Raw genomic sequence first — 25,145 nt, forward strand, 5'->3', positions numbered from 1 at the left:
CGTAGATAATGAATCATCCTCTCAGGTTTTGTAAAAACGATACTACTATCGTAATACCCCTTGTAAAAAAGTTCAAACCTGCTGAGAAGGGATAAGAATGAGTGACATACATACAGAGCTCTTCACTGCTCGAAGCAGGCAGAATTTAAAAAGATGCTCTCGTTTTCTTCTGTTTGCTACTGTTTCAGCTGGTTGAGTTCTGTGATGCACTCCTGAACAAGCGTAACAGACTGGCTCATGGCGGCTCCTCCGCCGAATGCAGCCGTCACCCCTACGGTTTCGAGAATTTCCTGTTCGCTCGCTCCCTGATCAAGGCAGCCCTTCGTATGATAAATGATACAGTATTCATCCTGGGAGTAAATACTGATTCCAAGGGCAATCAGCTGCTTTTCTTTTTGGGAGAGAGTCCCTTCTTTAAAGCATTCCTGTGTAAATTCATTATAAAGGTGAGCAAGTTCAGGCATTTTTTCTGTAAAAATGCCAAGGCCTTCTTTGTAGTCGTGCAAAGCTGCTTCGCTTGAGTTTCTCGGTTCAAAATGCTGCATACTGTTCAGCTCCATTCCTAAGATTCAACACCGTTAGTATGCAGAAAAGGGGTCCAGAGTATGCGGAAAAATAAAGGATACAGCGGCAGCTTATTGAGTTTGGAGTGACTGTTTTCTTCTATATAATATTGATTGTTGTTTGAGGAGGAATTTTCTTTCTAATTTATTTTGCAGTGGTACCCGTTCCCTTTCGCTCCGGGAACTTGCTTTCCGCGGGGAGTGCCTGAAGCTTCCTCGCTGCGCTTGCGAGATCTTCAGTGCCCTCTTCATCCCGCAGGAGTCAAGTTCCCTCCGCTGCAGTGCACTGGAGTTTAGCGACGCCACAAACAGGAAGCATTCTCCGCTCATCTTGACCCTTTAGCTCTCGTGAATCGTGACCCCGCCGAAAGTGTTCCAAACATGAGTTAGCAGCACTAACTCGGTGCAGGGACACGACGAAAATGTTCTAATCATGAGTTAGCAGCACTAACTTGGTGCAGGGACACGACGAAAATGTTCTAATCATGAGTTAGCAGCACTAACTCGGTGCGGAGACACGACGAGAGTGTTCTAATCACCGCTTTTGATGGTTCTGAATTCTGCAATAAGTGCCATCAAATTATAATCTGCCTTAAGGGTCATATCTGTATGACCCTTTACCTCCCGCACCTAAGATGTGCCTGCACAAGAAAAAAACCCGAACTGATTTCAGTTCGGATTTTCCAATGGCCGTGCAAATTATTTTCCGTCTACAGGCACAACTGCACCTTCGTATTTTTCTTCGATGAACTTCTGGATTTCTTCTGAGTGAAGAACTTCCACAAGGGCTTTGATCTCTTCTTTGTTTTCGTCGCCTTTGCGGACAGTGATGATATTTACGTACGGTGAATCTGATCCTTCAAGGGCAATTGCATCTTTTTGAGGGTTTAGTCCTGCGCCGATTGCATAGTTCGTGTTGATCAGAACAGCATCGCCCTCGTCGTTGTTGTAAGCCTGAGGAAGGATGCTTGCTTCTACATCAGCTTTGAACTTCAGGTTCTTTTTGTTTTCATCGATGTCGTCGACAGTCGCAGTTGTTTTGTCGACTCCTTCTTTAATTGTGATCAGGCCTTCTTTTTCAAGGAGGGAAAGCATGCGTCCGTGATCAGCAACAGAGTTGCTCATAATGATTGTTCCGCCTTCAGGAATATCTTCAAGCGATTTATGTTTTTTAGAATATACACCGATCGGCTCGATGTGGATTCCGCCTGCATTCACAAAATCATAGGCCTTGTTTTCAGCCATTTGTGACTCAAGGTACGGGATATGCTGGAAGTAGTTTGCATCAATTTCTTCACTTGCAAGTGATTTGTTCGGCAGAATGTAATCCTGGAAAGGAACGATATCAAGCTCGATTCCCTTTTCTTCAAGTAAAGGCTGTGCTTCTTCTAAAATTTCAGCGTGAGGAACATTTGATGCTCCGATTTTCAGAGTCTTTGTTTCCTCTCCGCCACCGTCACCGCCGCCGCAGGCAGCAAGAGCGAAAGCAGATGTAGCAAAAACAGCACTTAATAGTAATTTTTTCATGGTGAATATCCTCCCTAACGTTTATCTAATTTTGATGTTATTAAATCTCCAATAAATTGGATTATGAAGACAATGACTAATATTAAAATAGTTGCAATCATCGTTACAGCATTATTGTTCCTCTGGAAGCCTTCCAAAAAGGCAAGATTTCCAAGGCCTCCTGCACCAACTACCCCAGCCATGGCTGTGTAGCCCACAAGAGCGATAGCCGTTACTGTAATGCCGGAGATTAAAGCAGGTGATGATTCAGGAATCAGGACCTTCCAGATAATCGTAGATGTTTTAGCACCCATTGATCTGGCCGCTTCAATGACTCCTTTATCAATTTCACGGAGTGCAATTTCAACCATTCGGGCATAAAACGGAGCAGCTCCGATGATTAATGCCGGCAGTGCCGCCTTTGCACCAAGGAACGTGTCAAGAATGGCCTTGGTAAAAGGAATTAGCAAAATGATCAGCAGGATAAATGGAATCGATCTAAAAATGTTTACAAATGCAGATATGATGACATTAACCGGCTTGTTTTCCCAAATACCGTTTCTGGATGTAAGGAAGAGCAGCAATCCGAGGATGATGCCCAGCACGAATGTCGCTGCCACGGAAAAGGCAGTCATGAACAAGGTTTCACTGGTTGCTTCCCAAACGTTTTCCCATCTCACGTTTTCAAACATTTGAAATCACCTCCGCCTCGACCTCTTGGCTGCGGATGTAGGCCATCGCTCTTTCAAGCTCAGCCTGTTCGCCGTCCATGTGGATAAACAGTGTACCGTAAGATCCGCTTTGAGTCTGCGAAATTTTCCCCTGAAGAATGTTCACCTGAATCGGATGGTTCCGGATCAGGTTCGTAATAAGGGGATTTTCAGTTGAGTCACCTACAAATGTCAGCTGAATAACCATGCCCTGCTTATATTTCTCAAGGATCAGCTCCATTGTTTCCTGCGTGTCGTCCGGCTCTGTAATTTGTTTCACAAAGCGCTTTGTGATGGCCTGCTGAGGCCTTCTGAATACGTCTAGCACTTCACCCTGCTCGACAATTTTTCCGCTTTCCATCACTGCCACACGGTGGCAGATTTTTCGGATAACATGCATTTCGTGGGTAATCAGAACAATCGTCAGTCCTAACCGTTCGTTAATGTCAACAAGCAGGTCAAGAATGGAATCGGTTGTCTGCGGGTCAAGTGCTGATGTTGCCTCGTCACATAGCAGGACTTTTGGATTGTTGGCAAGGGCTCTCGCAATTCCGACCCTCTGCTTTTGCCCTCCGCTCAGCTGGGAAGGATAGGAGTCTTCCCGGCCTTCGAGCCCGACAAGCTTGATCAGCTCTTCTACCCGTTTAGCCCGCTGCTCGCTTTTTATCCCGGCAATCTCAAGCGGGAACGCAATATTTTCACGGACAGTTCTTGACCAAAGCAAATTGAAATGCTGGAAAATCATGCTGATTTCCTGCCGTGCCTTTCTAAGATCGCTGCCGCTGATTTCATCGATGCCCTGGCCTGCCACCTGAATGGAGCCTTCCGTTGGTTTTTCAAGTCCGTTCAGCAGGCGGATAAGTGAACTTTTCCCGGCGCCGCTATAACCTATAATTCCGAAAATTTCACCTTTGTTTATGTCCAGATTGACGGAATCAACAGCCGTGACACGGCCATTCTTCGTCTGAAAGACTTTTCGCACGTCCTTTAGCGTAATCATGAATTCACCTTCTTCCAAAATTCCACTCACTAACATTTTGCTCTATATCTCCTTGCTTCATGTTTTTCCATGAAAACAAAAAAGCCTTTCTGCAGAAATGAGCAGAAAGGCATATGTGAAAAAACCTTTCTCTCATCTTTCAAAGCTGCAAGCTTTGAGTGAATTGGCACCTTTTCAACAATGTTGACGGTTGCCGGGCTTCATAGGGCACTTCCCTCCACCTCTCTGGATAAGAGACTAACATTTATTAAATTGACTGTATATTTAGTGAGTTTATAGTACGAGAGTGATTCTATCATGCATCAAAAGTACGTGTCAAGAACAAAACTTCCGGATCATGCTTATCGTGCTGTCGATTCTGTCAGTGACCTAATGCCGACAGCCTTCTCAATTGCCTGCTCCAAGTCTTCGAGAAGGTCGTCTATATGTTCAATTCCAACAGAGAGCCTGATTAAGTCTTCCGTTACGCCTGATTTTCTTAAGCCCTCAGCGTCAAGCTGCTGGTGTGTCGTGCTGGCAGGATGGATGATGAGGCTCTTTGCATCCCCTACATTCGCAACGTGTGACCACAGCTCTGCAGAGTTGATCACTTTAGCCCCTGCTTCGCGTCCGCCTTCAATGCCGAATACGACAACTGCGCCTGCTCCCTCAGGCAAGTATTTCTCAGCAAGAGCCTGGTCCGGATGCTTTGAATCTTCAGGATAAAGAACCCATTTCACTGCAGGATGTCCGTTCAGATAGTCTACAACCTTCCTCGTATTCGAGATATGCTCTTTCATTCTGACGTGCAGCGTTTCAAGACCGAGGTTAAATTGAAAAGCATTAAACGGGCTGAGAGCAGGCCCAAGATCCCTCAGCAGCTGCACCCTCGCTTTTACAATATAGGCTGCTTCCGGAAGGGCTTCCGCATAAACCAGGTTATGATAGCTTGGATCAGGTGTCGTGAAACCTGGGAATTTTCTGCTGTTCCAGTCGAATTTCCCTCCATCTACAATGACACCGCCAAGCGTTGTGCCATTTCCAAGCAGCCACTTTGTCGCAGAATGGACAACGATATCAGCACCGTGTTCAAGGGGACGGCACAAATACGGCGTGGCGAATGTATTATCTACAATCAGCGGAATGCCGGCCTCATGAGCAATTTTTGCAACGGCTTCTATATCAAGCACTTGAAGACTCGGGTTGCCGATTGTCTCGGCAAAAATGACTTTCGTTTTTTCTGTGATCGCGCTTCTGAAATTTTCCGGGTTCTCCGGATTAACAAATGTGGTTTCAATGCCGTATTTTGGCAAAGTTGTCTGGAAAAGATTATAGGTTCCCCCGTAGAGACTGGACGCGGACACGATTTCATCCCCGGCACCGGCAATGTTCAGAATCGAAAGGGTAATGGCAGCCATACCGCTTGCTACTGCAAGACTTCCGACACCGCCTTCTAGTTCAGCAATGCGCTCCTCAAGGACGGAGGAAGTCGGATTATGTATACGAGTGTAAATGTACCCCTGTTCTTTTAATGCAAATAAGTTTGAAGCGTGCTCAGTGTCATTGAAAACGTATGCATTAGACTGGTAAATCGGAACAGATCTGGCACCTGTTCCAGGATCAGGCTTAAGCCCTCCATGAATGTTGACGGTCTCCAAACGGTACTTTTTTTGAGTCATGATCCATTTCTCCTCCCAAGTTTCAAAAAATAAAAAGCCCCTTCAAAGAAGAGGCGCGCATCCCGGTCTTCTTATCTTTCAGAGCATATGCACTCTGCTGGAATTGGCACCGTGATTCACTCTCTATAACCGGTTGCCGGGCTTCACAGGGCCAGGCCCCTCCACCGCTCTTGATAAGATATCTTATTATTTCTGTTGGAATTGTATCACTTTAGTTTGTCTTAAGTCAATTATTTGTTTGAATTTTTAGAATATTATTTGCAGAGCTGAATGAGTGACTCTATCCGAAGTATATTTCTGAATGATCCTTTTGCCTCCATAGCGCCAAGTTTTACAAGCTGCAAAAGCCTGATCGGCGAATGAAAGCAATCTTGAAAATGCTTTTCTTCCCCAATAATCTGCACATGAAAGAATTCATCATCACTGCTTATATGGCAGTTGCCTTTTTGCAAAACCAGGGTTGATTTCTTGTTGATATTTTTAACAAAAAACTCAATTCTCAAGTTTTCATTTGGAAGCAGCGGCTGAATAAAGTGGGCATTATTCATTTTTTCGGCAAAAAAGTCCAGATTCATCGTTTCTCCCCATTTCCGTGCAAGTGGTTAAGGGAGAAATTCTAGTTTTCCGTACTTTTCCCTTTAAGAAAGCTTCGACATATTCCTTCCCGCAGATAGACAAGATTCTATTTCCCAAGAAATATGTCAAATGCCGCCCTCATCAGGCGGCATGTTTTTTCAATATGTGATAGAGATGTTCGACAGAATGAAAGGCATACGTTTTGCTGATTACTCTTCCATTTTCAAAAACAAGCAGGCAAGGGACACTTTCAATTTCCCAGTCTGACGCCTGTTTCGGTAGATAATTCAGGTTGGCCATATTTATTTCAAGGGCAGGCAGCATCGCCTCAACGACTGTCATCATTTTTTTAGCAAGCTGACATGTGCCGCAAAAAGGTGTATAGAGATAAAGAATGGCTTTTTCCTTGTCTGCGAGTCTGCTTACCTGCTCTTCATTGCATTCGATCATCGGCTTTTCAGCAGCTCCCTTTATAAAAATTTAGCATGTACATCAATGTTTGCACTCAGCAGCACAGCTGCGACGTGCTGATCCGGCGCGGTGGCAACTTCCCTGTACATTTTGTCGATAAACAAATGCGCAGCCTCGGGAAATTCGCGTTTAAACTGTTTTCTCAGGCGATCCCCGGAATCGTCAGAATCCACAAGCACATATACATCGCGGCTGAACAGTTCATCCACCATTTCATCAAGCCGTGTCAGACTGATCGTGCCGTTTGTACAAATGATTTCTACCGGTTCATTGACAACATTCAATACTTTACGCTTATCAGATGTACCTTCAACTATTATGACTTTTTCAACCTCAATTGCAGACATCGCCATCACCTATTCAGTTAGAGTATATGTTATCTATAACCTATTCGAAATGCATGAGGTTGTTTCCTTCTGACCTTTATAACAGGCCGTCACAACAGGAAAAGGCAGTGGAACATTCCACTGCCAAGTCATCAGCACCAGCCGTTTTCTTCGTCACAATCGACATACTTCTCATCTTGTTTAGATAGAACGTCTGCATACTGAAAAAAGGAATGATTTTCTTCTTCATATCCATTTTTCAACGACACCCGGCCGTCCGGTCCAAGTGACATCGAACCGATTTGCTCTTTTTCAAAAAACAGATTCATCTGTCCGCCTTCAAACCTGCCGGTAACGCGATCCGTAATATCCAGCCGCTTCTTTTCAAATGACATGCTGAAACACCCTCCTTTTTACTGTTTAGGGTGTCCAGAAGGCGGATTGATTATCAGTCTTCGTTTGTCATTTCTTCGTATTGCTCAGCAGTCATCAGGCTGTCAACATCACCTGCATTGCTTGGCTCGATGACAATCATCCAGGCTTTTTCATATGGAGACTCGTTGACAAATTCAGGGCTGTCATCAAGGTCTTCATTAATTTCAACAACCGTTCCGCTGATTGGAGCATAAAGCTCAGATACTGTTTTTACAGACTCAACGCTGCCGAATGGCTCGTCTGCTTTAATTTCGTCGCCTACTTCAGGAAGTTCAACAAACACAATATCTCCAAGCTCTGATTGTGCAAAGTCCGTAATCCCGATGCGTACTTTATCGCCTTCAACTTTTACCCACTCGTGTTCTTCAGAGTAGCGAAGTTCTTTTGGTGTGTTCATGTTTTCTACCTCCAACTGATTATCGTGTTTTATTTGTAAAAAGACTAAAAGTGTAAGTCTTCTACTTCCCTAGCCAGGTTTCTTTAAATTGATCTTCTTTAAATCCGGCAGTTGTCTTGTTTCCGTCTGTTGTCAGCGGACGTTTAATAAGCATGCCGTCTGATGCCAAAAGCGTAAGAAGCTCATCTTCTGACATGGAGGATATTTTATCCTTCAGGCCAAGTTCACGGTATTTTTGACCGCTTGTGTTAAAGAATTTTTTGATTTCCAGACCGCTTGAATCAAGCATGGTTTTCAGCTCTTCTTTTGACGGCGGATTTTCAACAATATGTATTTCTTCTGCCTGCAAATGGTGATCTTCTAACCACTTTTTTGCTTTCCGGCATGTCCCGCATTTCGGATACCAGTAAAATTTAAGCGCCACTCTTTTCACCACCTGCAACCGTAATTGAACATCATTATTTTACCACATTCTTTTTGACAAGCATAATGACAAGCATCGTCATTCTGCCATCTATTATCTTAGCCTTTTTTCAGCAAAAAACATCAAAAAGGCCTTTTCTTTTGAAAAAGGCCTTTTTGAAAGGTGTTTATTACGCGCGGTATCCGTTCTCTTCGATCAGTGCAGCAGCGATTTCACGCTTCTTGGCAATCACATTGATCGGCGTGTGGCGAGTGAATTTTCTTAATGCCGAGATCATCATGCGGAGAGTGTCTCCCTGTTCAATCGCAACAAGAGATTCTTTTGCATGTGCTTCAATTTCGTTGAATGCTTCCTGGCAATACACTTGTGTGTAAAGAAGTTTTTGAGCACTCTTAGCTTCACCATACTTGTTAATTGCCTTTTCCGTGCGGAGGATGGCAGATTCCATAGCGTATACATTGCTCACGATATCAGCAATGTTCACTAAAACTTCCTGTTCCTTCTGCAGGGACTTGCCGTATTTCTGAGCAGCAAGTCCGGCAATCATTAGACCGATTTTCTTTGCATTTTTCAAAAGGTGCTTTTCCTGCTCAAGAACGCCGTCTCCCGGTTCTTCAGGCATAAGCATCATTAGCTCTTCCTGAAGAGCCTGTGCTTTTTGAAGTAGCGGCAGTTCACCCTTCATTGCTTTTCTTAAAAATGTGCCAGGAACGAGAAGACGGTTGATTTCATTCGTTCCTTCAAAAATACGGTTAATACGTGAGTCGCGGTATGCTCTTTCTACTTCGTACTCAGCCATGAAGCCGTATCCGCCGTGAATCTGAACGCCTTCATCAACGACATAGTCAAGTGTTTCAGAACCGAGGACTTTGTTCAGTGAACACTCGATTGCGTATTCTGCAATAGATGCCGCAACTTCTTTTCCGTCCTTGACTTCTTCAGGAGTCAGGCGGCTCATGCGGTCTTCAAATAATCCAACTGTACGGTAAACTGAGCTTTCCATTGCATATGTTTTTGAAGCCATGTTTGCCAGTTTTTCCTGGATGAGCGAGAAGCTGCTGATTGGCGTTTTGAACTGCTGGCGCTGATTGGCATATTCAACAGATACGTCGATAATGCGTTTTGATCCGCCGATCGTTCCGACAGCAAGCTTATAGCGTCCGATATTTAGAATGTTAAAGGCAATAACGTGGCCTTTTCCAAGATCTCCAAGAAGATTTTCTTTAGGAACAAGCGCATCTTCTAAAATAAGTGTTCTTGTAGATGAACCTTTGATTCCCATTTTCTTTTCTTCCGGACCGGTTGAAACCCCAGGATATTCTTTTTCTACGATAAACGCTGAGAAATGCTCTCCGTCAACCTTTGCATAGACAACGAACACGTCTGCAAAGCCGGAGTTTGTGATCCACTGTTTTTCGCCGTTCAATACATAATGCGTGCCTTCTGCATTAAGCTTTGCCGTCGTTCTGGCACCAAGGGCATCTGAGCCTGATCCTGGTTCAGTCAGTGCATAGGCTGCAATGCGCTGTCCTGATGCAAGGTCTGGAAGGTACTGCTGCTTTTGCTCTTCGCTTCCGAAAAGAACGATTGGCAGAGACCCGATACCGACATGCGCACCGTATGAAAGAGAGAAGCTTCCTGCACGGGCAAATTTTTCAGTAATCAGCGCAGAGCTGATTTTATCAAGGCCAAGGCCGCCGTATTCTTCAGGTACGTCAGCACCGAGAAGGCCAAGGTCGCCTGCCTGCTTCAATAGTTTGACAGACTTGTCAAACTGGTGATTTTCAATATCTTCAAGCTGAGGAAGTACATCATTTACGACGAAATCCTCTGTCGTTTTGGCAATCATTTTATGCTCATCTGTGAAATCCTCTGGCGTAAAAACACTTTCAAATGTTACATCATCAAGTAAAAAGCTTCCGCCCTTGATTAGATTTTCAGTTGTTTTTGACATTGCTTGTTCCCCCATTTTCCTGATTTTTTAAGCCTTACACTAATTCAAATACTCCCGCTGCACCCATTCCGCCGCCGATGCACATTGTGACAACTCCGAATTGCTCGCCGCGGCGCTTCATTTCGTGAATAAGGGAAAGGGTTAATTTTGCTCCTGTACAGCCAAGCGGATGACCGAGCGCAATTGCTCCTCCGTTGACATTCACTTTCTCTTCATCAATTCCAAGAGCTCTCATGACTTGTATAGACTGTGAAGCAAATGCTTCATTCAGTTCAAAGAGTCCAATATCAGACAGGCTTAAACCTGCAGCTTTCAGTGCACGAGGAATCGCTTCGATCGGACCGATTCCCATTACTTCAGGAGGTACTCCTCCTACTGCGAAGGATCTGAATTTCACGAGTGACTCCAGTCCAAGCGCATCCGCTTTTTCGCGGTCCATGACCATTACGGCAGCAGCACCGTCGCTCGTCTGCGAGGAATTTCCTGCTGTAACTGATCCTTTCACGTTGAATGCAGGTCTTAATGTTGATAGAATCTGCATAGTCGTTCCAGGACGGACACCCTCGTCTTTTGAGAACTGGAACGTTTTTTCGCGGAGCTTATGATCTGCTCCCACACTTCTATGTGTAACCTTTACAGGCACGATTTCATCGTCAAACTTGCCCTCTGCAATGGCTCTTGCCGCTTTTTCATGGCTTCTTACTGCAAAGGCATCCTGCTCCTCGCGGCTGACTCCGTATTTGACAGCTACCTGCTCTGCCGTGTGGCCCATTCCCATGTAATATTCAGGCGCACTTTCAGCAAGCAATGCATTCGGACGGACAACATGGCCCATCATCGGCACCATGCTCATTGATTCGGCTCCGCCTGCAATGGCTGTATCCGAGTGGCCAAGCATAATCTTCTCCGCTGCGTAAGCAATACTTTGAAGACCTGATGAACAATAGCGGTTGACAGTGATCGCCGGTACTGTATACGGCAAACCGGCAAGCGCGCCGATGTTACGTGCAAGGTTCAGCCCCTGCTCTGCTTCAGGCATCGCACATCCAATGATCAGATCATCAATATTTCCTTCATATCCGCCAGCACGCTTAAGTGTCTCTTTTACGACAAGCGCTCCAAGATCATCTGGTCTAACGGCTGCTAGTGACCCTTTTTTTGCTCTTCCGACAGGTGTTCTGGCACCTGCTACAATGACCGCTTCTCTCATGACAGTGCACCCTCCTAGTTACGTAATGGTTTTCCTTTTACAAGCATGTGCTGCATTCTTTGCTGAGATTTGCCTTCCTTCACGAGACTCAGGAACGCCTCTCTTTCAAGGTCAAGTAAGTACTGTTCATCTACTTCCGTGCCAAACGGCACTTTGCCTCCCGCAATGACATATGCGAGCTTTTGGGCAATTTTCAGATCATGCTCTGAAATATATCCTGACTGAAGCATGGATTGTGCTCCAAGAAGAAGGGCAGCATATCCCGTCTCGCCTACGACCGGTACATTTTTGCGCACAGGTGCCTTATAGCCGTTATCAGACAGCTGAAGAACTTTCTGCTTTGCATCATAAATGAGGTGATCCCCATTGAAGCTTACAGAATCTTTTTCATTCATAAAGAAATTTTCTTTTGCTTCAGCAGCAGAAGAAGAAACCTTAGCTGTTGCAATCGTTTCAAATACTTTATTGGCTACGTTCTGCAGATCGAAATCGACGCCTTTTGGAACGCTGTTAAGAAGTTTAATGTAAAGCTCTTTATTGCCTCCGCCGCCCGGAATCAGGCCTACACCGGCTTCAACAAGTCCCATGTACGTTTCGCTTGAGGCCTGAATGCTTGCAGACGGCAGACAGATTTCTGCTCCTCCGCCAAGTGACATGCCAAATGGAGCAGCAACGACCGGCTTTGGACTGTATTTGATTTTCATCATGGCCTGCTGGAAGTGGCGGACAACCATGTCAACTTCAAAATAGTTGTCATCCTGAGCTTCCATCAGGATCATGGCAAGGTTCGCACCGACACAGAAGTTTTTGCCCTGATTGCCGATGACAAGTCCTTTAAAGTTCTTTTCGACTTCATCCACCGCAAAATTGATCATCTGGATAATATCAAGCCCGATCGCGTTATTCGGTGAATGGAACTCAAGCAGCGCTACTCCGTCCCCAAGATCCACTAAACTTGCTCCGCTGTTTTTCTTGATGACCCCTTTTTTCTCTTTTAAGTCTTTAAGATTGATGACTTTTTCGTTCGTCTCAATGCGTCTGTAATCCCCGTCATGGTAATAGTAAGAAACGCCGTCTTCTTTTTTATAGAAGGAAGTGAAGCCTCTCCCAAGCATGTCTTTGATCCAGGCTGGAACTGTTTTTCCTTCTGCCTCCATCTTTTCGACGGATTTTGAAAGGCCGATGCTGTCCCATGTTTCAAATGGGCCATACTGCCATCCGAATCCCCATTTCATTGCTTCATCTATTGCAAGGATGTCATCTGCTATATCGCCGAGAAGTTCAGCAGAATAGAGAAGAGTAGGGCTTGTAATATTCCAAAGAAGCGTTCCTGCTCTGTCGCCTGAATAGATAAGCGCTTTCATTTTTGCTGCTGAACCCTTGATCTGTTTTGCAGCCTCGATGCTCTGAGCTTTCAGCTTCTTCCGTTCTTGATACTCCAGGGTCTCTGGATTCAGCTCGAGAATCTCTTTTCCTTCTTTTTTGAAGAATCCCTGGCCAGATTTGCTTCCGAGCCAGCCGTTCTCAAGCATCTTTTTCATAAATTCAGGAATGTCGAATACATCTTTCTCTTCGCCTTCCACCTGGTCATAAACGTTCTTTGCAACATGTGCAAAAGTATCAAGTCCTACAACATCAAGCGTTCTGAAAGTTGCGCTTTTTGGACGGCCGATAAGAGGACCTGTCACAGAATCCACTTCACCTACACTGTATCCGCCCTTTTGCAGTTCCTTAACCGTAACAAGGAGGCCGTAGGTTCCAATTCTGTTGGCAATGAAATTGGGAGTGTCCTTTGCTTCGACTACTCCTTTTCCAAGAACATCTTCCCCGAATGTTTTCATGAACGAGAGAATCTCCGGCGATGTTGCTTTTGTCGGGATGACCTCGAGCAATTTCAGATAGCGCGGCGGGTTGAAAAAGTGAGTTCCGAGGAAATGCTTACGGAAGTCATCAGAACGCCCCTCTGACATCGCTTCAACTGATATGCCTGATGTATTTGAGCTGACAATGCTGCCTTGTTTTCTATATTGATCTACTTGAGTAAAGACTTTTTGCTTCACTTCAAGATTTTCAACGACTACTTCAATAATCCAATCCGCTTCAGCGAGTCTGTGCATGTCATCTTCGAAGTTACCCGCTTCGATTAAAGCCAGATTTCCTTTTGCAGTAAGCGGTGCCGGCTTTTGCTTAAGAAGCTTTTGCACAGCTCCGGATGAGATGCGGTTTCTCACAGCTGCATCCTGCAGAGTCAGTCCCTTTTTCTCTTCGCCGTCTGTCAGCGTGCGCGGTACGATATCAAGCAATAGAACAGGGATTCCGATATTTGCCAAGTGTGCAGCAATGCCTGAACCCATGACTCCGGATCCGAGAACTGCGGCTTTTCTAATACGCTGGTTCATGAATGCTCCCCCTTTAGTCGCTTTGAATGAATGCTCATTCATTTTTTGGTGAAAAAAAATCCGGGAAATCTTCCCTCTATCTATTAATATAAAAGATTTAGAAAATTTGTTCAACACATTTACGAAAAATTCACATATTAATTTTTAAAAAGAACCATTTGTCCAACTCATTTGCCAAAAATACGGGCAGCTCCGATTACATGAAAAATGAACCCCCGGGAAAAATAAAACTGGGGAGGTGATCACTCATGGCAAGACTGAAGAAAGATCCATCCAATGCAGGGATTAGCGCTGCAAGTGTAAAGGGAAGCTCCGGGCCGACAAACGAAATGGCCGGCGGAGGGAAACGCTCAAGCACAAACCAGCAATATAAGAAAAAGAATATGGGACAGGAATAGGTGCTGGGGTCAGTCACGCCGTGCTTTAAAGCACAGCGGGACTGACCCCTATTTTTTAAACAGGCTTTTCAGGATAAACGCAGCGTTTGCAGGCCTTTCTGCCAGCCTCCTCATGAAATAACCGTACCAGTCTTTGCCGTACGGGACATAGATCCTCATTTTATAGCCCTCTTCTGCGAGTTCAGCCTGGCGCTCGGGGCGGATCCCGTACAGCATCTGAAACTCAAATCGGTCACTCGGAATGCTGTTTTCTTTTACAAATTGCTTTGTGAATTCAATGATGGCGTCATCATGGGTGGCAACAGCCGTATAATGGCCGTTTTGCATATGCATTTTTATAAGCTTTTTAAAGTTTTCATCTGTGTCTTTCTTGTTTGGAAAAGCGATATGCGGAGATTCCCTGTACGCTCCTTTTACTAATCGCAGGTTCGGATGATAAGCGCTCAGATCCTCCAGGTCTTTGGATGATCTGTATAAATAAGCCTGAATCACGGTGCCCAGATCATATTCCTTCTTGAGCTCTTTGAATAATTGGAGTGTCTTCCCGCACCTTGCATAGTCTTCCATATCGATTGTGACAAAGACTCCATGCTGTTTGGCGGCTTCCATAATCTTTTTCATGTTGGTGCAGACAATCTCATCAGAAAGATCAAGTCCCATTGACGTTAACTTCAGTGACAGTTGGGACTGAAGCTGTTCCCCCGCGATTGTTTCAATAGCCTTTATAGACTGCTCAGCCATTTCATTTGCCTCAATTTCGTTATCAACAAACTCCCCGAGATAATCAATTGTCACATCCAGATTTTTTTGATTGAGCTCTTTTATGACCTGTGCAGCCTGCCCAATCGTTTCTCCTGCCACAAAACGCGATGCGCCGAATCTCAGGCCGTAGCGCTTTGCGGCATTCGTCAGCCATTTGTTTTTTGATAAAAACAGGAAAAAATGACGGAATAAAAACTCCAACTGGCATACCCCTTCCGATATAAAATCTTACATAGGTGAACCTGTATAAAATCAGCAGCCTGAGGAACGATAAGGAAGAAAATGTCCAAGGAGGTTTTTCCATGCAACAACAGCAGAACACAGGCCAACAGCAAGGTATGATGCAGCAGCCGCCTGCCATGATCACAACAAAGGATCACCTTTACTTAACCGATATGCTTTCATGGAATTTGCTCGCCATGAAAAAAGCTCATTTTTTCGCTTCTCACTGCAGCGATCAGCAAATTAAAGCAGAGCTTGAAAAGACCGGAAAAATGCATGAAAAGCACTATACGGCCATTCTTAATCACTTAAATCCAAATCAGGAAGCAAGCTCAACACAGCTTCAATAGGAGGGGTGCAGCATGAACAACAGTCAAAATCAGAATAAGATCGGAAATCCTGAAACACAAGTTCCCAAAACCCCGCAGATGAACGACAGGGACTTCATTAACGAACTGCTTGCAACTGAAAAGTACATGACGGATTCCTACTCCACTGCGCTGAATGAAATGAGCAACGATGCTCTCTATCAGGATATTCAGGGGATCTTTAATGAAACACAAAATTGTCAGCGCGAGCTTTATAACATGATGTATAAGTACGGATGGTACAAACTCGAAGCTGCCGACACAACCAAAATCCAGCAGTCTCATCAGCAGTTTGCAGGCTATCTGCAGCAGCAGTCTCCTTATATTCAATAAATACAAAAAAAAGCAGCCGCCGGCTGCTTTTTTATCTGCACTTCTCAATAAATGTTTTAAATAGCTTATGCATGGCTTCATCCTCAGCGGCCATTTCTTCTGGATGCCACTGAACAGCTAATACATACCAGTCCTCATAAGTCCCCTCAAGCCCTTCTATAATTCCGTCCGGAGCGGTCGCAGTTGCAGAAAGCGTATCTGCTAGTCTGCCTACAGCCTGGTGATGCATGCTGTTAACTCTTACAGAATCCGTTCCGAAAATCCTTGCAAGTTCACTTCCCTGTGATACTTCAACCATATGAGTAGGGTCCGGTCTGTCTGCTGTTTGATAATGCTTGATCGGGTCTTCATACTGGCTTTCAATATCCTGCATGACTGTCCCGCCAAGCGCAGCGTTCAGCATAGCGATCCCTCTGCAAATGCCAAGCACGGGTTTTTTACTTTGCTCTGCATATTTCACAACAGACAGCTCCATTTGATCCCGCGCCCCGTTTGTTTTCCGGAGCATCGGGTCAGGGTCTTCCCCGTACGAGTGAGGATCAACGTCCTCTCCTCCGCTTAATATAAAACCATCACACTTCGAAGCAAGGGTCTTTGCAGCTTCGTCATCCACTAAAGGGATAACGACAGGGATGCCGCCCCCCTGTATGACGGAACCGATATATTTTTGGTGAACATGGACACTCGGAATGTCTCCATGGTCCACTACTGAACTTGTAATGCCAATAACCGGCTTAGACTGGTTCATCAAGTTTCACTCTCCTAATCTATGTTATTGGTCTATACCCTCACATAGTAAGTTTGAACCTGATTTTAAACTTGTCTTTTTGCAGAAAGAGCTTCCCATTCTTCTCTTAAAATGCCGACTCTTACTGAGTCGTAGTGTTTACCGTCCACTACCCTGCATTTTCTCATCCTTCCCTCAACGGTCATTCCGAGCTTTTCTCCAACCTTCATCATTCTGGCATTGCCTGACCAGGTTGTATATCCCGCTCTGACAATCGGCAGGGATTCAAACAGATGATCAATCCACATTCGAAAAGCTTCCGTACCGTAACCTCCGTTCCAATAAGCTGGGTCGTAGATGCCGATGCCCATTTCAAGCCACATGGACGGCTCATGTTCCCAGTAATAGCTGACGGTTCCAATGACCTTTTCATCTACAGTAATGGCCCAGTAGTCATCCAGTCCGACAATGCTTTCTTTCTGAGAGAGAAAATCAGCCAGAGTCAAGCTTTTATGTTCAAAATAAGGGGCGTCCCATTTTTTCCATTCAGGGTGTTCGTCTTTGTATTTTATTTCCCAAAGGTGAATAAGATCTCTGCTTTCAATAGGACGAATAATGGTTTTTTGCTGCTTCATTTCGTTTATCCTCCGTTTTGGGATGTGATTTCCATAAAATTCTTTTACTCTTTTAAACTATACCTTATAATGACAGAAACAGGGAAAATATGGAGGTTGTTAGATTAATGAGAAGTATTGCTTCCGCTCTAATCGTCTATTTTTCTTTAGTCGGAATTCTGTATGCATGCGGATATATATTTGACATTACCTGGCTTCAGTGGCAAAAAACAGTGTACGATCAGGCAGGAGGAGTGAAAACGGTTACAGGTTCAGTTATTCCTTTTTTCCTTTGTGCGCCAGTCTACTATTTCTTTTCAGGAAAAGACAGCGGCAGCGAGAGCGCATTAAAATAAAAAATCCCAGAGTTCTTTGAGTTTCTCTGAGATTACGTGCGTTTTTTATTCGTCTGGGACATGCGGTGCTGTTCATTCAGCTGTTTAATTTCAGAAATCAGTTCTTTCACCATTTCCTTCTCTTCCGGATACGTTTCGTTCCAGTGCTTGACCAGCGGCGGCATTGATTTTGCAATGTGCGAATAGAGCACCCACAATTTCACTTTTTCCTTGAGCTCAGGAGTTGCTTCCCCAAGGAGCAGCTCTGTGTACTTTTCAAGTAATCCGTCAAGCGGAGCATTCAACTCGTTCTGCACAAAAATCCCTCCATTATGTAAGGCAATGTTTCGGGCATGTGCTGCACCGGTCTCTCTTTTCAGATGTTAAATAATACAGGCAGCAGGTCTGTCTGATTCTCGCTCCATCTGAATGCTGTTCTCTAAATAACGATTGAAACGGGTTTCTCAATCCTTCGCCAAACAGAGAGCCGTCCGCCTTCCTTACCACATACTCATAATCTTCCTGTATTTGTTCTATCGTAACACACTCAGGTTTGTTTGCAAGGAGGGTTTCATACATCCAGACAATATAAAGGCCGATGTTTTCCCAAAGAATCATTTTAGAAATCTTTGCTTCTTTTGATACAGTCAGGACAAGCCTGCTCAGATGGTTTTTGAAAAGGCTGCGGAGAACTTCGTCCCTCCACTCCTCCCTCTTTTCTCCCGGTACGGAGCACTCAAGCTTCCGGAAATAAAAAGAAGGCAGCCACAACGGGTCTTCATCATCAGATTCCAGGCTCATATTTTCGGGATCTGTATTCAGACCTTTCTCAAAGACGGTCATTGAGTAAAGCGTAAGTGCTGCAAGAAAGGCATATCTTTTCACAAACAGGGACCCTGTCACATTTAATCTGTCAGAATGGATTTTATGCTTAACTGCATCTAAATAAGCAAGGAGAGCTGCAGGTTCAAATAAACCGGCTGATTCAACAGACAGATCCGATCCGCTTCTACTTGACCCGAGCCGAAACCTGGACAGGTCCTGAATCTCCTTTTCACTCAGAAAAACCGTCATGAAATAGCAGCCTCTTTAATGATGCATCGTCCTCTACCGTGTGGAATGCAAAGCGGTGTGCCAAAAAGCGGATCCATTGTGACTTCGCAGTTCATCTGGAAAACATCCTTAACAAGATTGCAGTTAATCACGTGCTCCGGGCGGCCTTCTGCATAGATTTTCTTATCTTTTATCGCCACGATATGATGGGCGTAGCGGCAGGCGAGATTGAGGTCATGAAGCACCATGACAATCGTTCTTTTTTCTTTTTCATTCAGCTCAAACAGCAGATCAAGGATCTCAATCTGGTGGGTCATATCAAGATAGGTCGTAGGCTCATCGAGCAGAATAATGTCTGTGTCCTGAGCAAGAGTCATCGCAATCCAGGCGCGCTGACGCTGGCCGCCTGAAAGAGAATCAACCGGACGTTCGGCAAATTCCAGCATTCCCGTAGATGCAAGTGCATCCATCACGGCTTTCTCATCCTTCTCTGTCCACTGTTTCAGCCAGTTCTGATAAGGATAGCGTCCCTGCTTCACAAGCTGAAGAACCGTCAGACCTTCAGGAGCAGCCGGACCCTGAGGCAAAATGGCAAGCTTTTTGGCCACTTCTTTTGTAGGAAGCTTTGCAATCGCCTCTCCCTCAAGAAGAACAGCCCCTTTTTCAGGTTTGAGCAGTCTCGCAATGGAACGGAGAAGAGTCGATTTTCCGCAGCCATTGCTGCCGATAAAGACGGAGATTTCTCCTTTTGGAATCGTGAGGTCAAGTTCATTGATGATCGTTGTATCCCCGTATGATAATGTGAGCGACTTCGTTTGAATAGCTGTCATAGTAGCCTCAGCTCCCTTTCGCATAAGAATGGGTTTAATTGTTTCTGCTTCTGTAAAGCAGATAAATAAAGTACGGAGCCCCGATTGCTGCGGTAAAAACGCCTGCAGGAATTTCAAGAGGGGCGAACAGTGTTCTTCCGATGAGATCTGCTGCCATTACAAGAACAGCACCTATCAGAGCTGATACAGGAAGGAGTGCTCCAAAGGAAGATCCGACAAGCCTTCTTGCAATATGCGGCGCGATCAGCCCCACAAAACCAATGCCTCCGGCAAATGCCACTGCGCTTCCTGTAAGTGCTGTTGCAATCAGCAGAAGAATGAACCGGTTTTTCTGCACTGAGCTGCCGACACCGGCTGCAAGCTCATCCCCAAGCTCCTGAATGTTGACGTTCCGGACAAAAATAAAGCTGATGATCACAAGCACTATGGTAACAGGCACCATCACTTTCACCTGTTCCCATGTTGCAGAGTACACCGTCCCGGTAATCCATATATTAGCCTGCGCTGCCCTGTATATCGGACCTTTGATCAGCAGCAGGGTTGTAAGTGACTGAGCAAGCATTGAAAGGCCAATTCCGACCAGAACCAGTCTAATCGAGGATGAACCGCCTCTCCAGGATAAAAGATAAACAAGCAAAGCAATAACGGTTGCCCCGATAAAAGCAGCGACAGGCATCCACTGAATTGGAACTGTCAGTGAATTGTTTTTATCACTGAAAAGCACCAGGAAAAGGACTATCGCGACAGATGCTCCGCCTGTAATCCCGATAATATCAGGGGATGCGAGCGGATTGCGGATAATGCCCTGCAGAATTCCCCCTGCTATGGCGAGAGATATGCCGACCATCAGCGCAATTAGAATCCGCGGCAGCCTGAACGAGTTTATGATGAGCTCATCCATTTCTGTGCCGAATCCGGCAAGCGTCTTCAGCACCTGCAGCGGTCCAATCCGCATATCCCCCATACCCGTGCTGAACAAAAACGTAAAAGACGTAACGGCAAGAAGGATTAAAAAAACAGCTAGTGCCTTCTTATCAATAAGAAACGAGATAAATCCTTTGCCGATTCTGAAAGATTGGTAGCTTTTCATTTTTGGAACCCCCTGCGTGCGATGTAGATGAAAAACGGCGTTCCGACAAGAGCCGTCATCACTCCAACCGGAACCTCTTCAGGCATCGCTGCAAATCTGGCTCCTATATCCGCTATCAGCAGCAGGACTGCACCAAGTACAGCGCAATACGGCAAGATCCAGCGGTGATCATTTCCAACCAAATAACGCGCTATATGAGGGATAACGATTCCGACAAATCCAACAGGTCCTGCAATGGCCACTGCACCGCCTGCAAGCAGTATAATAACAGCAGCTGTGACCAGTTTAACCGTCCCTGTCTTCTGTCCGAGACCTTTCGCCACATCTTCCCCCATCATGAGAAGGTTGATTTTAGACGCAAGAAAAACACAGATGAAAAAAGCGGCGGCTGTATAAGGCAGCACACTGTAGAGCAGCTCGAGCTTCCTTCCCTGAACAGAACCCGCAAGCCAGAACAGCACCTGATCAAGGGCAGCCTCATTGCTGACAAGAAATCCTTGAGTTAAAGAAGAAAACAAGGCGGCCATTGCAGCACCCGCAAGTGTGAGCTTCATCGGAGTAAGACCTTCACGCCCGAAGGAGCCTGCAAAGTAGACTGTAAACGCTGCAGCTGCAGCTCCGGCAAACGAAATCCATGTGAATGCCTGGAGAGACGTCACGCCGAATACGGACACGGCAATGACTACAAAAAAGCCAGCTCCTGCATTGATCCCGAAAACGCCTGGAGATGCGAGCGGATTTTTTGTAAGGGCCTGCATAAGTGCCCCTGCAACAGCAAGACTTGCTCCAACAACCGCAGCAACCAAGGCTCTCGGAAGGCGCACATTCTGAATAATAATATGTTCATTTGATCCATCAAAGCCTGTAAAAGCAGCAATCGCGGTCTGCCAGGAAGTTTGTGTATAACCGAGCACAACACTGGCACATGCACTTGCAATAAGAAGGATGACTCCAAGAACAAGTCCTCCCGATTTCATTAAATTAGATTGTAATAACATATTTATACCTCTTGATGTTAAACCATCCCAGGATTATTTTTTTCTACCGTTATTGTAACAAAATCAAATGATTTTGAAAATCATTTTCAATTAAATGTTGACAACGGAAATCAGAAAAATTAATATTTAACTTGTAAATGAAAATCATTATCAAATACAATACGGGGGTACGAAACATATGCAAGCTACATATCAAAAAGCATGGCTGGCACTGATTGCAATCGTTTTATCTGCAGTAATGCTTACAGCATGCGGCAATGGCGAAAAAGAAGAGGCAGCCGATACCGGCAGCAAAGATAAAGAAGGCGAATCTTATACAGTTGAACACGCAATGGGCACGACAGAAGTAAAGGGCAAGCCTGAAAAAGTGGTCATCCTTACAAATGAAGGAACTGAAGCATTGCTTGCACTTGGAGTAACTCCAGTGGGAGCCGTTAAATCATGGATTGGCGACCCTTGGTATGAGCATATTGCCGGTGACATGAAAGACGTTGAAGTAGTAGGAGACGAAAGTGCTCTTAATGTAGAAGCAATCGCAGCGCTTAAGCCTGATTTAATTATCGGAAACAAGCTGCGCCAGGAAGATCAGTATGAAAAACTAAGCAAAATCGCACCGACTGTTTTTTCAGAAACGCTGAAAGGACAATGGCAGGAAAACTTCAAATTCTACGCAAAAGCTCTTGACCGCGAGGAAGAAGGCAAAAAAGTTCTTGCCGACTACAATGCACGCATTGCTGAACTGAAAGAAAAAGGCGGAGAAAAGCTGAATCAGGACGTATCTGTCGTCCGTTTCATGGCTGGCGCTACCCGCATTTACAATAAAGACTCATTCTCAGGAGTCATTCTTGAGCAGCTTGGATTCACAAAACCTGCAAACCTTGAAAAAGTATTCTCTGATAACCCAAAGGACCTGTTCGCACGTGAGGTAACAAAGGAATTAATTCCTGAAATGGACGGAGATCTTCTCTTCTACTTCACATATAACCCGGCTGAATCAAAAGCCGATGCAGACAAACAGGTAGAAGAATGGACAAATGATCCTCTTTGGAAAAACCTGAATGCTGTTAAGGAGGGCAAAGCTTACCAGGTGAGCGATGCAATCTGGAATACATCAGGCGGAGTAAAATCAGCGAATCTTGTTCTTGATGATATTGAAAAGCTGGTTCTCGAAAACTAATCATTGTCTCCCACTTATCTTTAAATAGACCCTTTTAAACGAAAAAACGTCCTCCCATTCGGTGGACGTTTTTTCGTTTCTTCTATTGAATGACAGATTCTCTCGTTTCAGTAATCAACTCATAATATTTCAGTGCAAGCATCTTTTCATCTTTAACTGAGCGGTTCCAGCAAAGATCATTCCAGATTTCTGCAACAGCACTTTTCCTCGCGTCTCCGGACTCTGCATCCTTCTTGGCAATGACCGTAAGCAAAAGATCACACATGAGTGAGGACAGTTTTTTTGCATGCAGCTGCCAGGCGTCTTCATCCTGATTTTTCAAATAAGAGAGGAGCTCCCCGAGTTCCTTCACTCCCTTCATGACTTCAGGACTGTTTGCAGAATGGGAAAGAATCCATCCGGTAAACGATTCATGAACGGAAAACTTTCTGATCAGCCGAAGAACCTCATGCCCCAATATATTGGCTGTCCCCTCCCATACCGTCAGCACCTGCGAATCTCTCAGCAGCCTTGGAGTGACAAAATCCTCTATATACCCGTTTCCGCCGTGCATTTCTATGGCTTCATGCGAAAAGTGAATCGCTTCTTCAGCCGTTCTTGCCTTTAACAAGGCGATAAACAGCCTTGTCAGGGCTTTCTCCTCTTCTGTTGCAGTTTTTTCTCTTGCCGATTTTTCAAACAGCTCGATCATTTCAAAGCAGGCACTTGTCTGAACCTCCTGCTTGACGGCCATTTTGACAAGTGTTTCTTTAATCATCGGGGACTCTGTTAGCTTCTTGCCGAATGCTTCACGTTTATCGGCGTAGGACTTTGCTTCTACATAAGCTCTTCTCATAATGCCTGCGGATGCAATCGCGTTGCAGATTCTTGATAAATTAAGCGCTTCCATCATATAGTAAAACCCTTTAGAAGGATCTCCAATCAAGTAAGCTTGTGCGCCCGTCAGTTCAACTTCAGCAGAAGGGACAGCACGGACACCGAGCTTGTCCTTTAAACGCCTGACTGACAGGTGATTCAGCGTTCCGTCGTCTTTTCTCCAAGGTACAAGAAAGAGAGACAGCCCTTTCGTTCCCTGAGGGGCACCCTCCATTCTTGCCAATACAGCGGCAGCCCCGCAGGCACCGGCATTGCTTGCAAAATACTTTTCCCCATAAAGCCTGTACCCGTCATTTGTTTTCACTGCCTTAGTCTCATTAGCTCCTACATCTGAGCCTCCCTGCCGTTCTGTTAAAAAAGTCGCTCCTTCATACAGCTCTGTGTCGCCTGTTGAAATAAGATGAGGCAAGAACCTTGCTTTTACTTCATCATCTGCGTATTCATCGACAAGGTAAGCCGTCGCCATCGTCAGTGTGACCGGACAGTAAAAACCTGATTCCACCTGTGACAGCACATATCCGAGAGCATACGAGTAATGATAGGTTACTTTTCTGCCAAGCTCAGGCACCGGCTTATGCAAGTACCCGACAATTCCGGTCCCGTACGTTTCTTCAATCGTCTTTTTATAGCCCTCATTCAGCCATATTTCAGACGCATCGTTTCCGTATTTATCATAGCGGATCAGCTTCGGCTGTCCCTCCCTGTCTGTGTGTGCGGCACGCCTGTCAAATTCCCCGTAGCAGCGTTTATAAAAAGAAGAAAGACGGGTAATTGTATATTCATACAGTTCATGATCCATATACTTTTTCAAGTTAAACAGCAGATTTGCTTCCAATGATTGTGCACCCCGTTTCAGTAAATGCGTTCACTTCTTATTTTACTGAAAATTCAAATCTTTTACATATGTTTCTTCGTATTCTTTTAACAATCTTTGGAAAGCTATAGATAGAAAATTCGGGGCAGGAGGGAGTCAGACAAATGCTTCAGGCAGCACTTTGGGGAGCTTTTGCTGGTTCCTCTATTTTGCTGGGCGCATTGCTTGGCATTTATAAGGAAATCCCAAGGAGAATTCTTGGGTGGATAATGTCGTTTGGTACAGGTGTTTTAATAGGGGCAGCTTCCTTTGAACTTTTGAGGGAATCTGTAGATGATGGCGGCTTGATGACCGCATCAGCGGGATTTATCATTGGTTCGCTGACCTTTACCATCAGTGAACTGCTGATTACGAAAAAAGGGGGCAGCGACCGAAAACGCTCAGACAAAAATCCCGAGAATCATTCGGGAGTCTCGATTTTTATCGGCACGGTCATCGATGCCATACCCGAGTCCGTCATCATCGGAGTCAGCCTGCTTCAGGAAAATGCCGTCAGTTTCCTGATGGTCACAGCTGTTTTTATCAGCAATTTCCCGGAGGGACTTTCAAGCTCTGTGGGACTGCGCAAGGACGGGTATTCAAAAAAGAAAATCCTTCTCATGTGGCTCATCGTTCTTGTGCTGTCCTCTTTAAGTTCGTTTCTTGGATATACGCTCCTTCAGCAGGCAGGCCCTGCCGTCATAGCAGGAATAGGCGCCTTTGCCGCAGGGGGAATTATCGCTATGGTTGCTTCGACCATGATGCCTGAAGCGTTTGAAGAGGGCGGCCCGGTAGTAGGCTTTATTGCTTCCATTGGTGTACTGGCTTCATTAATCTTATCTAACTTGTAAAAGGGCCCCGCTTTTGCGGAGCCCTTTTC

Annotated in this window: 29 protein-coding genes and 2 riboswitches; of the genes, 6 read left to right on the forward strand and 23 right to left on the reverse strand. The window is 45.2% G+C overall.

Annotated features, from left to right (window positions below):
* Positions 1-176 precede the first annotated feature (176 nt).
* The 14 genes from ACK1LH_RS17795 to ACK1LH_RS17860 all read right to left on the reverse strand — a co-directional run bounded on the left by ACK1LH_RS17795 (position 177) and on the right by ACK1LH_RS17860 (position 13,629).
* Positions 177-545 (reverse strand): carboxymuconolactone decarboxylase family protein, encoded by a 369-nt coding sequence (locus ACK1LH_RS17795; protein ID WP_029284215.1) that lies wholly within the window; start codon positions 543-545, stop codon positions 177-179.
* 717 nt (positions 546-1,262) lie between these two features.
* Complete coding sequence (locus tag ACK1LH_RS17800; protein ID WP_411333797.1) at positions 1,263-2,090, reverse strand: MetQ/NlpA family ABC transporter substrate-binding protein; 828 nt, start codon at positions 2,088-2,090, stop codon at positions 1,263-1,265.
* Positions 2,091-2,104: 14 nt separating this feature from the next.
* Positions 2,105-2,761: a methionine ABC transporter permease gene (locus ACK1LH_RS17805; RefSeq protein ID WP_411333799.1), complete on the reverse strand. Its 657-nt coding sequence runs from the start codon at positions 2,759-2,761 to the stop codon at positions 2,105-2,107.
* Positions 2,754-3,779: a methionine ABC transporter ATP-binding protein gene (locus ACK1LH_RS17810; protein ID WP_411333801.1), complete on the reverse strand. Its 1,026-nt coding sequence runs from the start codon at positions 3,777-3,779 to the stop codon at positions 2,754-2,756. Before ACK1LH_RS17810 ends, ACK1LH_RS17805 begins: the two co-directional genes overlap by 8 nt.
* A gap of 129 nt (positions 3,780-3,908) precedes the next feature.
* A riboswitch (SAM riboswitch) is annotated at positions 3,909-4,015 on the reverse strand.
* 105 nt (positions 4,016-4,120) lie between these two features.
* Positions 4,121-5,437 carry an O-acetylhomoserine aminocarboxypropyltransferase/cysteine synthase family protein gene (locus tag ACK1LH_RS17815; RefSeq protein WP_282034654.1) on the reverse strand — a complete coding sequence of 439 codons (1,317 nt, stop codon included), beginning with the start codon at positions 5,435-5,437 and terminating at the stop codon, positions 4,121-4,123.
* Between the two features lie 68 nt (positions 5,438-5,505).
* Positions 5,506-5,617, reverse strand: a riboswitch (SAM riboswitch).
* Between the two features lie 74 nt (positions 5,618-5,691).
* A complete protein-coding gene (locus ACK1LH_RS17820) occupies positions 5,692-6,012 on the reverse strand; it encodes a hypothetical protein (protein WP_411333803.1) in 321 nt (106 codons plus the stop codon).
* Between the two features lie 142 nt (positions 6,013-6,154).
* Positions 6,155-6,463 (reverse strand): thioredoxin family protein, encoded by a 309-nt coding sequence (locus ACK1LH_RS17825; protein WP_029284227.1) that lies wholly within the window; start codon positions 6,461-6,463, stop codon positions 6,155-6,157.
* A 20-nt stretch (positions 6,464-6,483) separates the two neighbouring features.
* Positions 6,484-6,831 (reverse strand): toprim domain-containing protein, encoded by a 348-nt coding sequence (locus ACK1LH_RS17830; protein ID WP_029284229.1) that lies wholly within the window; start codon positions 6,829-6,831, stop codon positions 6,484-6,486.
* Positions 6,832-6,962: 131 nt separating this feature from the next.
* On the reverse strand, positions 6,963-7,205 hold the full coding sequence (locus ACK1LH_RS17835; RefSeq protein ID WP_029284232.1) for a YusG family protein: 243 nt from the start codon (positions 7,203-7,205) through the stop codon (positions 6,963-6,965).
* A 53-nt stretch (positions 7,206-7,258) separates the two neighbouring features.
* Complete coding sequence (gene gcvH, locus ACK1LH_RS17840; protein ID WP_029284234.1) at positions 7,259-7,642, reverse strand: glycine cleavage system protein GcvH; 384 nt, start codon at positions 7,640-7,642, stop codon at positions 7,259-7,261.
* 61 nt (positions 7,643-7,703) lie between these two features.
* Positions 7,704-8,066 carry an arsenate reductase family protein gene (locus tag ACK1LH_RS17845; RefSeq protein WP_029284236.1) on the reverse strand — a complete coding sequence of 121 codons (363 nt, stop codon included), beginning with the start codon at positions 8,064-8,066 and terminating at the stop codon, positions 7,704-7,706.
* Positions 8,067-8,235: 169 nt separating this feature from the next.
* Entirely contained in the window at positions 8,236-10,020 is a 1,785-nt protein-coding gene (locus tag ACK1LH_RS17850) for an acyl-CoA dehydrogenase family protein (RefSeq protein ID WP_029284237.1), read from the reverse strand.
* A 34-nt stretch (positions 10,021-10,054) separates the two neighbouring features.
* Positions 10,055-11,230, reverse strand: a complete 1,176-nt coding sequence (locus ACK1LH_RS17855) for an acetyl-CoA C-acetyltransferase (protein WP_411333805.1) — start codon at positions 11,228-11,230, stop codon at positions 10,055-10,057.
* 14 nt (positions 11,231-11,244) lie between these two features.
* Complete coding sequence (locus ACK1LH_RS17860; RefSeq protein WP_411333806.1) at positions 11,245-13,629, reverse strand: 3-hydroxyacyl-CoA dehydrogenase/enoyl-CoA hydratase family protein; 2,385 nt, start codon at positions 13,627-13,629, stop codon at positions 11,245-11,247.
* A 248-nt stretch (positions 13,630-13,877) separates the two neighbouring features.
* On the opposite strand from ACK1LH_RS17860, the gene ACK1LH_RS17865 reads away from it, so the two are divergent.
* A complete protein-coding gene (locus ACK1LH_RS17865; RefSeq protein ID WP_081414238.1) occupies positions 13,878-14,027 on the forward strand; it encodes a YuzL family protein in 150 nt (49 codons plus the stop codon).
* A gap of 48 nt (positions 14,028-14,075) precedes the next feature.
* Here the strand turns inward: ACK1LH_RS17865 and ACK1LH_RS17870 are convergent, their stop codons facing one another.
* Complete coding sequence (locus ACK1LH_RS17870) at positions 14,076-14,990, reverse strand: proline dehydrogenase family protein (protein WP_411333807.1); 915 nt, start codon at positions 14,988-14,990, stop codon at positions 14,076-14,078.
* Between the two features lie 101 nt (positions 14,991-15,091).
* On the opposite strand from ACK1LH_RS17870, the gene ACK1LH_RS17875 reads away from it, so the two are divergent.
* Positions 15,092-15,361 (forward strand): hypothetical protein, encoded by a 270-nt coding sequence (locus ACK1LH_RS17875; protein ID WP_029284245.1) that lies wholly within the window; start codon positions 15,092-15,094, stop codon positions 15,359-15,361.
* Positions 15,362-15,373: 12 nt separating this feature from the next.
* Complete coding sequence (locus ACK1LH_RS17880) at positions 15,374-15,712, forward strand: spore coat protein (protein WP_029566673.1); 339 nt, start codon at positions 15,374-15,376, stop codon at positions 15,710-15,712.
* 31 nt (positions 15,713-15,743) lie between these two features.
* Here the strand turns inward: ACK1LH_RS17880 and ACK1LH_RS17885 are convergent, their stop codons facing one another.
* Together ACK1LH_RS17885 and ACK1LH_RS17890 are read right to left on the reverse strand one after the other, a co-directional pair.
* On the reverse strand, positions 15,744-16,460 hold the full coding sequence (locus ACK1LH_RS17885) for a gamma-glutamyl-gamma-aminobutyrate hydrolase family protein (RefSeq protein WP_282034766.1): 717 nt from the start codon (positions 16,458-16,460) through the stop codon (positions 15,744-15,746).
* A 65-nt stretch (positions 16,461-16,525) separates the two neighbouring features.
* On the reverse strand, positions 16,526-17,074 hold the full coding sequence (locus ACK1LH_RS17890) for a GNAT family N-acetyltransferase (protein WP_029566674.1): 549 nt from the start codon (positions 17,072-17,074) through the stop codon (positions 16,526-16,528).
* A gap of 107 nt (positions 17,075-17,181) precedes the next feature.
* On the opposite strand from ACK1LH_RS17890, the gene ACK1LH_RS17895 reads away from it, so the two are divergent.
* Positions 17,182-17,409, forward strand: a complete 228-nt coding sequence (locus ACK1LH_RS17895) for a hypothetical protein (RefSeq protein ID WP_029566675.1) — start codon at positions 17,182-17,184, stop codon at positions 17,407-17,409.
* 32 nt (positions 17,410-17,441) lie between these two features.
* On the opposite strand, the gene ACK1LH_RS17900 is transcribed toward ACK1LH_RS17895, so the two are convergent.
* Genes ACK1LH_RS17900 through ACK1LH_RS17920 form a run of 5 tightly spaced genes read right to left on the reverse strand, consistent with a single transcriptional unit; the run spans position 17,442 to position 21,359 of the window.
* Complete coding sequence (locus ACK1LH_RS17900; RefSeq protein WP_029566676.1) at positions 17,442-17,705, reverse strand: YusU family protein; 264 nt, start codon at positions 17,703-17,705, stop codon at positions 17,442-17,444.
* A 13-nt stretch (positions 17,706-17,718) separates the two neighbouring features.
* On the reverse strand, positions 17,719-18,462 hold the full coding sequence (locus ACK1LH_RS17905; protein WP_411333809.1) for an IucA/IucC family C-terminal-domain containing protein: 744 nt from the start codon (positions 18,460-18,462) through the stop codon (positions 17,719-17,721).
* Entirely contained in the window at positions 18,459-19,271 is an 813-nt protein-coding gene (locus tag ACK1LH_RS17910; protein ID WP_029284257.1) for an ABC transporter ATP-binding protein, read from the reverse strand. Before ACK1LH_RS17910 ends, ACK1LH_RS17905 begins: the two co-directional genes overlap by 4 nt.
* Before the next feature lie 34 nt (positions 19,272-19,305).
* Positions 19,306-20,361 (reverse strand): FecCD family ABC transporter permease, encoded by a 1,056-nt coding sequence (locus tag ACK1LH_RS17915; protein WP_411333810.1) that lies wholly within the window; start codon positions 20,359-20,361, stop codon positions 19,306-19,308.
* Positions 20,358-21,359: a FecCD family ABC transporter permease gene (locus ACK1LH_RS17920; protein ID WP_029284260.1), complete on the reverse strand. Its 1,002-nt coding sequence runs from the start codon at positions 21,357-21,359 to the stop codon at positions 20,358-20,360. The genes ACK1LH_RS17915 and ACK1LH_RS17920 overlap by 4 nt, the downstream gene beginning before the upstream one ends.
* A gap of 178 nt (positions 21,360-21,537) precedes the next feature.
* On the opposite strand from ACK1LH_RS17920, the gene ACK1LH_RS17925 reads away from it, so the two are divergent.
* Positions 21,538-22,536, forward strand: a complete 999-nt coding sequence (locus tag ACK1LH_RS17925; RefSeq protein WP_282034645.1) for an ABC transporter substrate-binding protein — start codon at positions 21,538-21,540, stop codon at positions 22,534-22,536.
* Positions 22,537-22,618: 82 nt separating this feature from the next.
* Here ACK1LH_RS17925 and ACK1LH_RS17930 read toward each other — a convergent pair whose 3' ends face one another.
* Positions 22,619-24,211 (reverse strand): acyl-CoA dehydrogenase family protein, encoded by a 1,593-nt coding sequence (locus tag ACK1LH_RS17930; RefSeq protein ID WP_411335120.1) that lies wholly within the window; start codon positions 24,209-24,211, stop codon positions 22,619-22,621.
* Between the two features lie 179 nt (positions 24,212-24,390).
* Here ACK1LH_RS17930 and ACK1LH_RS17935 point away from each other — a divergent pair, with 179 nt between their 5' ends.
* The gene (locus tag ACK1LH_RS17935) at positions 24,391-25,116 is read left to right on the forward strand and encodes a ZIP family metal transporter (RefSeq protein ID WP_029284266.1); all 726 of its coding nucleotides are present in this window, start codon (positions 24,391-24,393) and stop codon (positions 25,114-25,116) included.
* Positions 25,117-25,145 lie beyond the last annotated feature (29 nt).

The sequence above is a fragment of the Metabacillus indicus genome (assembly GCF_046603695.1).
Classification (GTDB): Bacteria; Bacillota; Bacilli; order Bacillales; family Bacillaceae; genus Bacillus_P; species Bacillus_P indicus.

Coding starts and splice junctions, on each gene's coding strand:
- ACK1LH_RS17905 (WP_411333809.1), bottom strand. CDS start 18,462: ATGACGGTTTTTCTGAGTGAAAAGGAGATTCAGGACCTGTCCAGGTTT.
- ACK1LH_RS17920 (WP_029284260.1), bottom strand. CDS start 21,359: ATGTTATTACAATCTAATTTAATGAAATCGGGAGGACTTGTTCTTGGA.
- ACK1LH_RS17915 (WP_411333810.1), bottom strand. CDS start 20,361: ATGAAAAGCTACCAATCTTTCAGAATCGGCAAAGGATTTATCTCGTTT.
- ACK1LH_RS17880 (WP_029566673.1), top strand. CDS start 15,374: ATGAACAACAGTCAAAATCAGAATAAGATCGGAAATCCTGAAACACAA.
- ACK1LH_RS17855 (WP_411333805.1), bottom strand. CDS start 11,230: ATGAGAGAAGCGGTCATTGTAGCAGGTGCCAGAACACCTGTCGGAAGA.
- ACK1LH_RS17850 (WP_029284237.1), bottom strand. CDS start 10,020: ATGTCAAAAACAACTGAAAATCTAATCAAGGGCGGAAGCTTTTTACTT.
- ACK1LH_RS17860 (WP_411333806.1), bottom strand. CDS start 13,629: ATGAACCAGCGTATTAGAAAAGCCGCAGTTCTCGGATCCGGAGTCATG.
- ACK1LH_RS17935 (WP_029284266.1), top strand. CDS start 24,391: ATGCTTCAGGCAGCACTTTGGGGAGCTTTTGCTGGTTCCTCTATTTTG.
- ACK1LH_RS17930 (WP_411335120.1), bottom strand. CDS start 24,211: ATGGATCATGAACTGTATGAATATACAATTACCCGTCTTTCTTCTTTT.
- ACK1LH_RS17925 (WP_282034645.1), top strand. CDS start 21,538: ATGCAAGCTACATATCAAAAAGCATGGCTGGCACTGATTGCAATCGTT.
- ACK1LH_RS17875 (WP_029284245.1), top strand. CDS start 15,092: ATGCAACAACAGCAGAACACAGGCCAACAGCAAGGTATGATGCAGCAG.
- ACK1LH_RS17910 (WP_029284257.1), bottom strand. CDS start 19,271: ATGACAGCTATTCAAACGAAGTCGCTCACATTATCATACGGGGATACA.
- ACK1LH_RS17820 (WP_411333803.1), bottom strand. CDS start 6,012: ATGAATCTGGACTTTTTTGCCGAAAAAATGAATAATGCCCACTTTATT.
- ACK1LH_RS17830 (WP_029284229.1), bottom strand. CDS start 6,831: ATGTCTGCAATTGAGGTTGAAAAAGTCATAATAGTTGAAGGTACATCT.
- ACK1LH_RS17825 (WP_029284227.1), bottom strand. CDS start 6,463: ATGATCGAATGCAATGAAGAGCAGGTAAGCAGACTCGCAGACAAGGAA.
- ACK1LH_RS17805 (WP_411333799.1), bottom strand. CDS start 2,761: ATGTTTGAAAACGTGAGATGGGAAAACGTTTGGGAAGCAACCAGTGAA.
- ACK1LH_RS17865 (WP_081414238.1), top strand. CDS start 13,878: ATGGCAAGACTGAAGAAAGATCCATCCAATGCAGGGATTAGCGCTGCA.
- ACK1LH_RS17890 (WP_029566674.1), bottom strand. CDS start 17,074: ATGAAGCAGCAAAAAACCATTATTCGTCCTATTGAAAGCAGAGATCTT.
- gcvH (WP_029284234.1), bottom strand. CDS start 7,642: ATGAACACACCAAAAGAACTTCGCTACTCTGAAGAACACGAGTGGGTA.
- ACK1LH_RS17810 (WP_411333801.1), bottom strand. CDS start 3,779: ATGATTACGCTAAAGGACGTGCGAAAAGTCTTTCAGACGAAGAATGGC.
- ACK1LH_RS17835 (WP_029284232.1), bottom strand. CDS start 7,205: ATGTCATTTGAAAAGAAGCGGCTGGATATTACGGATCGCGTTACCGGC.
- ACK1LH_RS17895 (WP_029566675.1), top strand. CDS start 17,182: ATGAGAAGTATTGCTTCCGCTCTAATCGTCTATTTTTCTTTAGTCGGA.
- ACK1LH_RS17800 (WP_411333797.1), bottom strand. CDS start 2,090: ATGAAAAAATTACTATTAAGTGCTGTTTTTGCTACATCTGCTTTCGCT.
- ACK1LH_RS17885 (WP_282034766.1), bottom strand. CDS start 16,460: ATGAACCAGTCTAAGCCGGTTATTGGCATTACAAGTTCAGTAGTGGAC.
- ACK1LH_RS17795 (WP_029284215.1), bottom strand. CDS start 545: ATGCAGCATTTTGAACCGAGAAACTCAAGCGAAGCAGCTTTGCACGAC.
- ACK1LH_RS17815 (WP_282034654.1), bottom strand. CDS start 5,437: ATGACTCAAAAAAAGTACCGTTTGGAGACCGTCAACATTCATGGAGGG.